Genomic DNA, 13,658 nt, shown 5'->3' on the forward strand with positions numbered 1-13,658 from the left:
GCATTTTGAGGGTTACATACCACTATTTTAAACGAATACTCACCCGCCAAAGACAAGGTCTTATTCATACTCAATTCAGTAGTTTGTTCGCTAGAACTTCCACCGCTGGGCAAAGTGGTTGTCACATGGTAGGTTGCGCCAGGCACCGAACCGCCAGCAACCTCCCAACTCAATGTTACATTTTCACCTACGGCAACAGAAGATTTAGAAACGGTATAATTCGCAGCGGGGCCTGGAGCAGTATAAAGTACAATTGGATTTTGCGAGCTGTATGCGCTACACCCTGAAATGTTACATGCTCTAACCTTGTAGAGCTTGCGACCATAACTACTGTGTTGTCTGGCTGTCGAGCGACTAGCTCCGGAATATACTGTTGTGCCATCTTCCATTAGTTCATAGTGGCTTACCGTTCCGGATGCTGCTGACCAAGACAGCGTATAACTCTTATTAACGGGCACATAGGCACTGCCCCCTGCTCCTGGAACGCCTGGTACACCAGGTTTAGGTGGCACTGATGTTACTGACACGTTACGCGAACTACCACAGCCAACATTTTGAGGATTACAGGTTACAATTTTAAATGAATAGGTTCCTGCCAAAGACAAGGACTTAGTCATACTCAACCCTGTGGTTTGTGAAATAGAAGTACCGCCACTGGGTGTTGTTGTTGTGACGTGGTAGACCGCACCAGGTACTGAACCACCAGCTCTTACCCAGTTTAATGTGACATCTCCCCCCTGTGCAATCGATGATGCTGAGGCTATGAAATTAGAGGCTGGACCTGGGGCGGTATAAGCATAGATTCGTCTAATAGAGCTGTAGGCACTGCAACCTGAAACGTTACAAGCTCTAACTTTGTAGCGCTTGTAACCATAATTACTGTGTAATCTTGATTTGGTACGTCCTGCACCAGAATAAACTAAAGCGTCATTTTCAAGTAACTCGTACTTACTTATTGTTCCTGAAGCTGCTGACCAACTTACACTATAGGCTTTATTAACTGGCACATAGCTTGCTGCTGATGGTCTACCTGGTACACTAGGTTTAGGTGGCACTGATGTTACTGACACGTTACGCGAACTACCACAGCCTACATTTTGAGGATTACAGGTTACAATCTTAAATGAATAGGTTCCTGCCATAGGCAAGGATTTGGTCATACTCAATCCGGTAGTTTGTGAGATTGAAGTACCGCCACTGGGTGGTGTTGTAGTGATATGGTATACAGCACCATATACTGACCCACCTGCAGGCGTCCAAGTCAAACTTACACTACCACCCTGCGATATTGAAGAGGCTGAAGCCGAGAAGTTCGCCGCTGGGCCAGGAGCGGTATAAAGAACGATAGGATTTTGCCCACTATAAGCACTGCAACCAGAGGTGTTGCATGCTCTAACCTTGTATAGCCTACGTCCATATTGGTTATGCATTAGTGTTGTTGAGCGAGCAGTTCCTGAATAAACCGTTACGTTGCCTTCTAATAGTTCATACCGAGAGACTGTTCCTGATGCCGCTGACCAAGATAATGTATAGTTTTTATTCACAGGCACATAAGCACTGCCCCCCGTGCTTGCTATACCCGGAACGCCTGGTATAGATGCTTGTGTATTTGTGGCAGATAGAACGCCAAATATGACAAAGGCGGCAAGAATTGATACACGACGGAGAAAATGAAAAGCTATTCTAATAATACTCATTGATTGAGGACCTGTTAACCAGTTTGTTAATTATGAAGGGTTTCCCTATTAATTTCTTCGGCTGAGACAATCGTCTTTAGCCATAACAGTCAGAATTAAAGAATAGGTAACACGACCAGATTCGGTGGTTAAGGGTATAGACCATAGATTTGCGTTTTCGGCAGGGACGAAGCTAGGCAGCGTATGAGTTTTAGCTTGTGTGGTAGAAAACAACACCACGTCGTTATCGACTTCTAAAAAGTCGATAGTGCCGGATGAAAACGCTTGAAAAGTAACAAATGATAATAAAAAGCAGGTAAATTTTTTCATAAATTCCTTGACCGTAAATATCCATTAACTAACTAAGGTCTGGTAAGTTAATTTTACTATACCTAGATTTTTTTAGGTCAGAAAAAATATTGCCAGAACAATATGGAATAATATATTCATTAATGAAAGCTTTGGTTTGCCTGTCATATATTGTTTCCTTTGGTTTTGAATTGCTAGAGCTGTTAAGTCTTTTGGGTGTGATTGGATTGATCTGGGGTGTTGGCCATTTGGCCCGAATGGCATTTAAGTCCACGTAGGCCATGCAGGCGAGTAGGGCACTTTCATCCCCCTTTTGACTTGCGCCATCCTACTTTCCGCCCCCTTTTATTCCAGCATTAATAAATAGGCGCAGAGCCTGTAGGAACCCCACAAAAATAGAATTATTGAACACCACCACAAAGGGGTAGGTAATGCGTTGGCTTCACGGGAGCGCCGATATATGTCCATGTAACTGTCGTTATTAAATATAATCGTATTCGAAAGGTTGGTTTTGAATTTTTTTTGGGGGGCTGATATATTCTCCAAATATTAAGGACGTTGTTGTTACAAGGACCCCTCTTTGAAGAATCTATTTTCTCTCACTTTATTCGTAATTTCTGCCTTTAGTCAAGCAGCCGGAAATACATTGATTTTTATTTTAACTCAATATCATCGATTTAATATTAGTAATAATTACTTGGTTGCAGCTCTGTTCTTTATTTCATATTCTGCAGTCGCTGCAATTCCAGGTACCCCCAGCGTTATCCCTAGTGTAGTTGGAGGAAGCTATCACCCATACAGCACTGTTATCAAAGTAACGCTTCCCACTGTTGCTAATGCTACATCATATAAAGTGTACAGCAGTATATCAGATAGTAATTATACCCTAGTGGCAACCACCTCAAGTAATCAGGCGAACATAGGGACGAGAAGCAACTGGGGTTATAACTATATAAAATATAAAGCATGCAATACGTCTGGTTGTGGTGGTTTAAGTGCTTGGAGGCGGACATTATCTTATGGTTCACCTTATACAGCGGCGCCTTCAGCGGCAGTTGGTATCGTAACCCAAGGAGGCAAGACAACAATTAGTTGGCCTACAGTAGGACATGCAATATATCAAGGGACACATTACGAGCGGAAATATACTCGACCAAATGGCACTCAAGTTAATTTGAGCAATATTTCTCATATTGGTGGTACTAATCTTTATAGTTTTGAAACAGAAAATTTAACTCAGTATGGTACGTATACTTTTTATGTGCGAGGTTGTAACCCTCAACTGCCCTGTGGAGGTTGGGGAAAAACAACTGTTTCTGTTCCATTACCAATCCCGGATACACCTAGTGGCATTCCTAGTGTAGTTGGAGGAAGCTATCACCCATACAGCACTGTTATCAAAGTAACGCTTCCCTCTGTTACCAATGCCACATCATATAAAGTGTAAAGCAGTATATCAGATAGTAATTATACCCTAGTGGCAACCACCTCGAGTAATCAAGCGAACATAGGGACGAGAAGTAACTGGGGTTATAACTATATAAAATATAAAGCATGCAATACGTCTGGTTGTGGTGGTTTAAGTGCTTGGAGGCGGACATTATCTTATGGTTCACCTTATACAGCGGTGCCTTCAGCGACAGTTGGTATCGTAACCCAAGGAGGCAAGACAACAATTAGTTGGCCTGCAGTAGGGCATGCAATATATCAAGGGACACATTACGAGCGGAAATATACTCGACCGAATGGCACTCAAGTTAATTTGAGCAATATTTCTCATATTGGTGGTACTAATCTTTATAGTTTTGAAACAGAAAGTTTAACTCAGTATGGTACGTATACTTTTTATGTGCGAGGTTGTAACCCCCAACTGCCCTGCGGAAGTTGGGGACAAACAACGGCCTCTGTTCCATTACCTGTTCCAGATACACCTGATAACAATCCGACAATCGATAGTGGTCACTACCATGCATTATCTAGCGCTGTAGCAATAGACCTGCCCGCGGTAGCTAATGCCTCAACTTATAATGTTAAAGTTGAGACAGGAGAGCTTGACGGAAACAACTTGGTTGAATTGGCAGTGATAACTAATGTGACTGACACTACAAATTATACGGCGACCATCACGGGTTATCATTTTTTATCCTATCAAGCGTGCAATGCTTCCGGTGTCTGCGGTAGTTACGGCCCATCATTGCGTATCCAAGTTTATGGTACCCCAGGCGCACCAAAAAACTTCGTGGTGACCCCGTCAGAAAGCAGTCTTGGCAATACAGCAAGCTTATCATGGGTATTTAATGGCACTCGAGTTGGCGGTTATTATGAGTTAGTGGAAACTTTACCTAGTGGCGCATCAAGCTTACCGCTGGTCATTAATCAACCGGTAGGTGTTTTTGAGTTCAGTTCAGAAACGACGGCGTTTACCGAGTTAGGTGTATATGTCTATCAGTTAAAGGCATGTAATGATGCGAGTCATTGTAGTGATATGAGCAGTGTATCTTTAACTGTAGATTTGGCCGCGAAGTGGTCTACATCATCGACGACAGTAGGAGAAACGATATCAATACTCGGGATAAATGAAGCGGTGAGTTATTGTCAATCAGTGCAAAATAGAGATATTACCTTTACTCTCCAACCCTCTATTCGTTTTTATATGTCATCAAATGGAAGCTTGAATGATTGGCAATGTTTTGACGTTGAAGACAACCTAGTGCAAGAGTTTGCTGCACCGTTGACTATTGAGAAGCTTTCAGCTCCAAGTAATCTAAAGTAACTATCAGGGTTACCCGTTAGGAACGGTAGTGTGGATCGATAGGGTCCACGCATGAATTTTCACATCATACTTTTTGGAGTAGCTTTTTAACCATGTAACATATGCTTTCATGTCCTCTTCATCAGCAAAAATAACCTGACGATTATTACCCCGTTGAATGACATGCTCTGGCACACCTGCTGCTGAAGCACGTGGTTTTCTTGGCATCAATGCCTCCTAAAACAAAAATAGCCTACACCTTATCAGCATAGACTATTTAATTCGGCTCTGACCCCTTTTATTTTATAGAAAACTGAAACTCACATCCAATGATTGGAAAGAAGCGATAATGCGACTAAAAATCGCGCTACAGCAAGCGAATTATGATGCCATTTAATTCGTGGGGATCCCTCAGGCTCTGACCCCTTTTATTTCTTTTTTTATTTTGGGCAAAGAAAGTCTGTATAATATCTGCTTAGCTGAATTGAAGGAGAGTTTAGATTTGCCAGCTTCTAGTAAAGAAATAAAAAAAGCGAGTAAGTTTCTTAGCTTCATTCTAAGGCACTGCCCTGAAGATATTGGTCTTGAACTTGATAATAACGGCTGGGCTGATACTTCAGAGATTATTGATAAATCATCTTCTCAAATTACCTTAACTAAAGAGCTAATCGAAGAGGTTGTTCTTACTAGTGATAAGCAACGCTTCAAACTGTCTGATGACGGTTTAAGAATTAGGGCTAACCAAGGCCACTCTATAAACGTTAACCTTGATTTAACGCCCTCTCAGCCGCCAGAAGAGCTTTATCATGGGACAGCTAGCCGCTTCGTAAAGTCAATTACCGAAGAAGGATTGAAAGCAGGCCAAAGACAACACGTTCACTTATCAACTGATATTGATACTGCAAAATCGGTCGGTCAACGATATGGCAAGCCTGTAATTTTGAAGGTGGACTCAAAGAGCATGTTCAAGCAAGGCTTTACATTTTATCTATCTGATAACAATGTATGGCTTACTGAACATGTTCCCGCTGAATTTTTAACTGAACTATAAACTACTTCAGTCCCAATCTATAGTTTCTTCAATTGCAGAGCGAAACCAAGACCATACACTTTCAAACTCACCTTCACATTCCCAACCAGGAGAAGCAAAGTCGTGAATTATTAATACTTTCTCACCTTCTCCTTCAGCCCAACAAGCTATATCGTCATTATCTTGTCTAAAAGCGAAAGGAAACAGCTTTCTTGAAAGATACCGCTCCGAAAGCCCCTTATATCTACTGTAAACTTCCTTAGCATCCATAAGATGCCAAGGAGTAATATCTGTAATGTTTTGCTCAATAAGTCGGCAATATGCGTGAGGGTACTCTACCCAATCAGGTCGTTCATTTGATGCTAATTTGTAAATTTTATCACTCATTATGGATTAAATCCTGACATTGATTTGTGCGTACCAGTTACCGAAGAGCCATTTGGATACTGCCTCTTCCATGCCCCTTTTTGGTTACTAATTCGATTTAAGACTGCACTGCCCCAAGTATCACCTTGCAGGTTCCCACCAGCTCTGGTAGACGGAAATGCTTCATCAAATGCTCTGATATTTACCTTAGCATTGGTTTTAGATAAAGACGCAGCAAGCAACCGAGTATTATCTACTGCTGTTAAACCTCCATCAGGCATCCTAACTACATCAATGGCATCACCTTGCCATCCATTTGATTTCATACTTTTGGTTATTTCTGGCAATGTGTTTCGAACATTGCTTTGGCTAAACCTAACTGTGTTTGGATCTACACTCTTTGGAACACTACTCAAAGCCTCCTTAATCTTAACACCCAATTCGCCTAGTTTTTCAGCTTTTTTAAGGAGAACTAATGTCGCAACCCCAATGGTAGCTTCTTTTAAATCACCTTCGGAAACACTATCAAGTACATCAGCTGAGTCAGCTATTAATAACTCATTCCCTATCGAAACAACGATATATATAGTTGGACTCTTGTTTTCTACGGCATAATTATGAGCACGGTTAACCGCGTCTCGCATCATGGATGCTATTGCAGAGATAGACCCCGTATTTCGCCACAAAGCCACTCCTTTTCCAGAAACTAAAATGGACTCCATCGGATTGGGGTCTTCACTCTGGAAACCACTTGGATCCACAAAACTTAAAGGATTATTAAATACATAACTATAACGATTATAACTTTGAGTATTAAAAGGTGCCTGAATATAAATATCAGCACTTAAGAATCGACCTAATACAGGATCGTATACCCGACCATTCATATGGATGAGCTCTACCCCATCAAAATGTTCATGATCTGTAAATCCACGAGCAGACAGTTGTGGCGCAAAATCTTTGCCTTCTAATGCACCATCCCATTTTTCACTAACACGTTGGCCCCATGGATCGTTAGACAAAAACTCAATATCCATAATGTCTACAATGGCTTGCTTAGACTTGGCTACCACTGAACCAATGTGATCCCTATGGGTATATCGGTATTCCTGATTATTGTCATTGCCCGTACGTAGCACGAACAATCCGAAGTTCCCCAGGTTATGAACTTTTTCAGTGGTGCCATTTTGAGTAGTTTCTTCATAGATACTCCCCAAATAATAGGTGGTGCGACCACTGCTATCTTCGCGTTTGACGCGGGATTTATCTGCACCGTAAGTTACTTCTGACCATTTAGTTCCACTGCTCATACGAGTAGGCTTATTAAAATGACTATAATTGACTTCTTTAACCTTTGTATTACTGCTGTTTTTGGCCGAAGTCATATTACCCGCATCATCATACTGGTAGGTCAGGCCATTTGCTGTGGTGACAGCGTTGGGGCCAGCCCCATTTTGTCCATATTGATAAATACCAGTAACCCCAGACTTGGTTAAAATGTTACCTAAATCGTTATAAGTAAAGTCACCTTGAGTACAAGTGCCGAAACTAGAACCTTTAAGGCGGTTCATATTGTCGTAACAGAAACTTTGAGTAAAACCTCGTTTTACATCTTCTCGTGATTGAAGATTACCAATGCTGTCAAAGTCATAGTCGTGCTGTTGGATATTGATATTACCAATATGTGCATGAATAGTATCAATTCGCCCTGTTTCAGGTACATGGGTTTGGTCAGTGACCACTCCGTTTCCTAATGTGAATTGTGTTGTTTGCCCCCTAACGTTTACGGTGTTTGTGGTGTGCAATACAACATCATTTGGCCCTTTGCTCTGATACTGATGACCATAAGAATTATAGAAGTGCCCAAGGGTAAAGCCTGTTGGGTAAGTCCTTCCAATATCACGACTGAAATTGTCATAGTGATTAATTAACCTATAACTCTTGCCCACAGCAGTTGTATCAGTTTGACTTAATAACGAGCGGCTATTGTAGGTATACTCCTCAGTAAAGTTTGTGCCATCGCTATTTTTACCTGATATAGAGCCTAATAACCCCATTCCGTAGGTTTTATTGTCGTATATCCAGTTGTGAGAAAGCGCCTTGTCATCGGCATCATCAATACGAGTAATACGACGTTTTAATTTGTCATAGTGATATTGAGTGCGAATGTTATTGCCATCTGTTTCGGTGGCCAATAATCCAAGTGGGTTATAAGTGTAATTTAAGGTACCAGTATTTGGATCTGCCAATTGGGTTTTTCGGCCTAATGTATCGTAATCAAGCGTAATCAAAGTGCTCAAATCATTGTTAACTTGAGTAGACTTTAAATCACCAAAAGGCCAATAGGTCATATCTACTGGTGTACTGGCATTGTCTACACTTTGCATAACCCAGCCCGCTCCATTTTGAGTACGAGTTTGGATTTGCGCAGCTCTGTTTCTAATGGTTATAGTAAGACCATTGTATGTAACGGTTGAGTAGGAATTATCTGGGTAATCAGTACGCTGAAGTCGCCCTAAAATATCATATATTTTGTCAGTACTCAGTGCAGTACTTCCTTCATAAAAAGGTTCGGCTATATTGCTTATCTGCCCTTGTTTATCATAACTTTGCGCTGTATAAACAAAGCTACCAGTTAAGTTCTTGCTACGGGTACCAACCATTCTATCCTGGTAATCGTAGTATTCTCGTACCGCTGATTCACCCGATATTTTATATTGACTATACCAATATGCTTCATCATTATTCTCTATACAGCTAGTGCAAGAACGGTAATCATATGAAGCTATACGTCCGTCACTCAGTATCTGGATGTTTACTCTGCCTTGATCATCATAGCTAGTTGAAATTGGTAAATCATTTACATCAATACTACTGGTAACGGTTCCAAAAACGGGATGGTATACTTGGGTCGTGGTTTGTAGTTTAGGGTTAGTGGTTATTATGGTTCTAACACCATCGGCTGCTATAGTCTCGTCGATATCCGTTGTTCGACTAACGAAATCTAAGCCATCGTTTGTATGATTATTCCAAGACTCGACAATATTATTAATAGAACCATAATCATTATAAGTATATGTCTGTGTGTGTTTAAACGGGCTGTTAGTCCCCTCATCAGGTTCAATGGTCTTGGTATATAATTGCCCCAAGGCGTTAAAAGTTGTACCAACCGTTCGAGTTCTTTCATCTAACGATGCAGCGCTTTCTCCTACTGAAGAAGTAACTGCAACGTGGCCTACTAAGCCCTTAACCCATTGCGTAACAGATTCTTTGTTTGTGATCTGGCTGTTAACGGTATGAGTAGCCGTTAAAGCGGCGGCACTGGAGACTGCATCACAAGTGACTTTACGTTTTTGATATATCACACCGTCTGGACTTATATCTGTATCTGCTGTAGTCGTAAGTATATTGTTTGCTGCAGCGATGCAATCAAAGCTGGTTGTTGCATGGTTATACAACGCGTGGTTTTGCGTAGCGGTGCCATCCAAGTCATTGTATTGGCTAGTCGCTTTGTATATATAAGGATAATAATGAGGGCTGTCGAAATCACTATCCAAGTCATCATCATAATTACGTACCTTCCATTGGTATTGACTAGTTGAAAGTGTTTGTAAAAAATCTCCACGATTTTTGTCGGTTGCCTGTTCCGACTTGCTTTTAATACGCCCAGCTAATACATAATCATTAGTCGTTACTTGATGGTACTCAGAGATGGTTTTTTTCTCCCCTTTCCCAACAACGGTTTCGGTTTTTTCTATTTTTGCAAAACCTAATGATCCATAACCAAAACGATGGGTTCGGTCACCTTCATAAAAATATGATGAAGAAGATTCACCGTTTGCGCCGTCATCTTTGGTGACATTGGCCACCGCAGTTCGAGTGGAGAGGGTGTTTAAATCAGATACCAGGGCTACATTCGAGCTACCTGCTTCACTATACACATGTGAATACTCTTGAGTTCTACTCTCATATAAACCGCTAGGTAACGAGTCTCCTTTGGCGTATATTTTTGGACTAATCAGTGGCCTATAATTGATACTAATACTGTTACCTGAAGCCCCCTCCACAGCTTGAATTTGATTCGACTTTTGCGTGTAAAATTCTGTTATTCCAGATATGGTATATATGTTTTTCGTGCCATGAAAAACATCATCTATTAAAAATTCACTTACTCCATTATTGAGCGCGACGTTTCCACTGGTTAGGCCAAGTAAAATATTTGATTCATTGCTAGCTTCTCCAAATGGACCGATAACATCTAATTTACCATCGTCATTCATATCATGTAACCAAATGCGCGGCTCAAGAATATATGAAGGGTTGCAATATGTGTTGCAAGCAGGCCCAGTAAACGTTTGCTCTATCCATATAGTTGGGGCAAGAAAAGAGTTGCCAGTTGACAATGCTACTCTGACATTGAAATCCCATTCTGTAGACCATATAGGGCGAAAATCCTTAATAAATACGGCATCTGCGTGACCATCGCCATTTACATCAGCTAAATACTTAAATTCATTGTCAAAACTAAAGTCTGATTGCCAATTGTTGTCGACAACAAAGTTTTGCCCTGTATTTAAGGCAACTGTTCCATTAGTACTAAATAAATCTGGGAGTTTATCTCCGTTAATATCACCTACACTAATCATAGATAAGTTAGATGGATACTGACTATTTTCTAATCCGGCGTCTAAATCAGGCCATTGGGTTGTATTTATCCATGTCTGAAATTGGCCAAAACCTGAACCAGTATTAAGCGCCACATCTGCATTCAGTTGTTGACCTAATTGCACCGTAACACCTTGAGGTAATTCAGCTGGTACTCTTAATATATCGACTAAGCCATCTGCATTTATATCCGTTGTGATAATCCTAAATGATACATAATGACGAGTTGAGTCGCTGTTACCAGATTCTTGGAATTTTGTCCAAGTAGTCACTTCATCTCTAGTTAACGAATACTCTTCGCTGAAGATAAAGCCTTCGACTCCATCACTTAAATATGCTTTGTAGCCACCTATAGCGTTAGATAAAGGGTTAGGGGGCCATAGTAGATCGGTTTTACCATCACCATTTAAATCAATATACTCAGGGATAATTGGATGAGCATTAATACCTTCTGACACTGAAGAGGTTGAACCATGCTCTCTAGGTACATCAACTCGAGTGTCAAAAACAGTACCAAATACATTGTCTTCTAAAGTACTCCCATTAGAACTATAAGCAAAAGCTGAAGAAACACTACCGCAGTCTACTTGATTACAAGTGATCTGAGCATGATCAAGTTTACCGTCACCATCAAAGTCAACAAATACTTCTCCTGTCGCGTAGGATACGGGCAACGCGCTAGTAGTATACCCCATATAAACTAGTGTATCCGATACATTGCCGTTAAAGCCATCATCGTAACTAGTAGGTAATTCCTCAGTAGAGCGTTGTCTATCTGTCCAGTCAAATTCCAGCTCGTGTGCACAAGCTGCGTCTACTTTGTAACACTTGCCAACACTCGCTACACGACTGGTTCCAGAAAAACCATCAAAAATTTTATCGAAATAGGTGTTACCTGCAACCTGGTAGCCCAACTGGTACTGCCATACTCTGACGTTATTAGACTTTACTGTGATATTTTGTATACGTTTGTCCATTCTAATTAAACGGCCAGCCTGATACCGTTCTGATATATCAGGTCTGTCTGCAATCTCGTAATCAAACTCGACTTTATTGTTCGTACCTTGTGCAGCGTCGTTCTTGGTATACTCAATATGACTGATACGATGGGTACCATTGACTAAGTTTTTACTGTAGTGATAAGTAATATAATTGCCTGCAATATCTTGCATTTTATTAATGTGCCAACGCATAGCGTCGTTGCTACTGTCTTCCCATTGACTATCGCTTGTTGACCCTAAAGTGATTTTGCTACCACTCTTAAGCTCAACAGTCCATGCTGAAGGAACACTTGTATTAGTACCAATACGTTTGATCCTACTAAAAGATTCTTGTTCGGTTTTATATTCGCCTGCCGATACTTCAACTAGACGTTGCCCATCTAAGCAAAATTTGTAGTCGTCACCGTTATTGATACCACTAATATAACCATCACGTATTATGCTAGCAGAACATCGAGTGATAACTGACAATCCAGTTATAGACCAACCAACTCCAGCAATACCATTTCCACTATTACTGTTATAATTGAGGGCCAAATTTGGTTGTACGCCATTGATACCAACAGGTACATCAATCGGTATTTTATAGTTAAAAGAACCATCATTAGCAACAGATTCACTTCCTACTAATTTTCCATAATATGTACTGCCCGTTAGCGTATCGTTTTCAGGGTCAATGCCGGTATACGCTAGCTGAACAGAACCAAGAACAACGTTAGAAGATAGAGTTACCGGGGCATCAGCACTATATTCCGCCACATCTGTATTACACAATTTGCCATCCGTTGGATGGTCAATACAACCAATCACCCGGTAAACATACTCACCATCGGCTCTGTCGGTTAACGTGAGTGTGGCAGTATCATCATCAGTTTGAGTTTTGATGGCATTATCCCAATTAGGATCAGAGGCGAGCTTTTCTTCTAGCTGATACCCGTCTGCTTCTGAGATCCCGTCCCAAGTTAATGTGACGGTGTTGTTAGCTATTACCGGGCCAGTAAACAAAAGAGCCGCAGTTGCAATAAAGGCGTGTCTATACTGAGCAAATATGGTTTGTTTTTTATAAGTTCCATTTAAACGTTGAGAAACAATCATTATTCATTTACCTTTTTTAATTCAGCTGGCGCTGGTAATTTACTAATTTCTATTTCAGATTCCAAAAATTGACTTGGGTCTGTTGGATATCGGCCTCCAGTTAAGTCACTGCAATACCATTGTTTTTTGAATGTTCCGGTTGAATAAAACACTAGATTCTGGGAAGGTTCAGCCATCCCGTAACTACTAATAGTGTCGCTATCCCCCATCGTTCCGGTACAGCTGCTTACATGTTCCACATTCCACTCAAAAGTAACGGATTCTCCGACAGTAGCACTAGATTGTGACCATCCGAAAGCAATGACCTCAGGTGTTGGTGCTACAGTAATATTACGTATTTCCTCTACAGAGTAGTTCCCATCACTGCCTTTGGCTCTGTATAAAAGAGGATAATTTTCACCTACAGTCAAGTTGGTAAATGTATGAGAATACTCGCTACCATTGACGAGTTGTGCGGTTATCCATTCTCTATTGCCTAATTTGAATTCAACCTGACTAACCGTCACGCCAGTCACAATTCCTGCTGCCTCTGCCGTGGCGGTGAGAATGTCTGTCACGAGCACAACATGACCATCATTCGGTGTTTGCGGGGTAATCGACACTGACGTGTCTACTACGGATATAGTGCGACTCACCTCTACTGAATAATCACCATCACTGCCTTTGGCTCTATATAAGAGAGGGTAGTTTTCACCTACAGTCAAGTTGGTAAATGTATGAGAATACTCGCTACCATTGACTAGTTGTGCGGTTATCCACTCTCT

The 13,658-nt window shown here is 41.1% G+C and carries 9 protein-coding genes; 3 read left to right on the forward strand and 6 right to left on the reverse strand.

The genetic code is table 11. From position 1 onward, the window contains the following. Both ACSHXM_RS17760 and ACSHXM_RS17765 read right to left on the reverse strand, forming a co-directional pair. A partial coding sequence (locus ACSHXM_RS17760; protein WP_435690972.1) for a hypothetical protein occupies positions 1–1,697 on the reverse strand: 1,697 nt, incomplete at its 3' end. A gap of 48 nt (positions 1,698–1,745) precedes the next feature. Then, entirely contained in the window at positions 1,746–2,006 is a 261-nt protein-coding gene (locus ACSHXM_RS17765) for a hypothetical protein (RefSeq protein WP_435690974.1), read from the reverse strand. Between the two features lie 559 nt (positions 2,007–2,565). Here ACSHXM_RS17765 and ACSHXM_RS17770 point away from each other — a divergent pair. Both ACSHXM_RS17770 and ACSHXM_RS17775 read left to right on the forward strand, forming a co-directional pair. Then, on the forward strand, positions 2,566–3,432 hold the full coding sequence (locus ACSHXM_RS17770) for a hypothetical protein (RefSeq protein ID WP_435690976.1): 867 nt from the start codon (positions 2,566–2,568) through the stop codon (positions 3,430–3,432). Positions 3,433–3,462: 30 nt separating this feature from the next. Next, positions 3,463–4,758, forward strand: coding sequence for a hypothetical protein (locus ACSHXM_RS17775; RefSeq protein ID WP_435690978.1), 1,296 nt, complete (start codon positions 3,463–3,465; stop codon positions 4,756–4,758). A gap of 9 nt (positions 4,759–4,767) precedes the next feature. Here the strand turns inward: ACSHXM_RS17775 and ACSHXM_RS17780 are convergent, their stop codons facing one another. After that, on the reverse strand, positions 4,768–4,965 hold the full coding sequence (locus ACSHXM_RS17780; protein WP_435690980.1) for a transposase: 198 nt from the start codon (positions 4,963–4,965) through the stop codon (positions 4,768–4,770). 274 nt (positions 4,966–5,239) lie between these two features. Between ACSHXM_RS17780 and ACSHXM_RS17785 the strand changes: the two genes are divergently transcribed. Then, on the forward strand, positions 5,240–5,788 hold the full coding sequence (locus tag ACSHXM_RS17785; RefSeq protein WP_435690982.1) for an RNA 2'-phosphotransferase: 549 nt from the start codon (positions 5,240–5,242) through the stop codon (positions 5,786–5,788). A gap of 6 nt (positions 5,789–5,794) precedes the next feature. On the opposite strand, the gene ACSHXM_RS17790 is transcribed toward ACSHXM_RS17785, so the two are convergent. The 3 genes from ACSHXM_RS17790 to ACSHXM_RS17800 form a co-directional block, all read right to left on the reverse strand. Then, positions 5,795–6,154 (reverse strand): hypothetical protein, encoded by a 360-nt coding sequence (locus ACSHXM_RS17790; protein ID WP_435690984.1) that lies wholly within the window; start codon positions 6,152–6,154, stop codon positions 5,795–5,797. Further along, on the reverse strand, positions 6,154–12,894 hold the full coding sequence (locus ACSHXM_RS17795) for an RHS repeat-associated core domain-containing protein (RefSeq protein ID WP_435690986.1): 6,741 nt from the start codon (positions 12,892–12,894) through the stop codon (positions 6,154–6,156). The genes ACSHXM_RS17790 and ACSHXM_RS17795 overlap by 1 nt, the downstream gene beginning before the upstream one ends. Continuing rightward, on the reverse strand, positions 12,894–13,658 hold a 765-nt coding region (locus ACSHXM_RS17800), incomplete at its 5' end, for a hypothetical protein (protein ID WP_435690988.1). The genes ACSHXM_RS17800 and ACSHXM_RS17795, both read right to left, overlap by 1 nt.

Source organism: Paraglaciecola sp. (genome assembly GCF_051252315.1).
Classification (GTDB): domain Bacteria; phylum Pseudomonadota; class Gammaproteobacteria; order Enterobacterales; family Alteromonadaceae; genus Paraglaciecola.

What these genes read in the sequence shown, in the direction of transcription:
- ACSHXM_RS17765 (WP_435690974.1), bottom strand. Translation starts at nt 2,006, where the DNA reads ATGAAAAAATTTACCTGCTTTTTATTATCATTTGTTACTTTTCAAGCG.
- ACSHXM_RS17780 (WP_435690980.1), bottom strand. Translation starts at nt 4,965, where the DNA reads ATGCCAAGAAAACCACGTGCTTCAGCAGCAGGTGTGCCAGAGCATGTC.
- ACSHXM_RS17790 (WP_435690984.1), bottom strand. Translation starts at nt 6,154, where the DNA reads ATGAGTGATAAAATTTACAAATTAGCATCAAATGAACGACCTGATTGG.
- ACSHXM_RS17795 (WP_435690986.1), bottom strand. Translation starts at nt 12,894, where the DNA reads ATGATTGTTTCTCAACGTTTAAATGGAACTTATAAAAAACAAACCATA.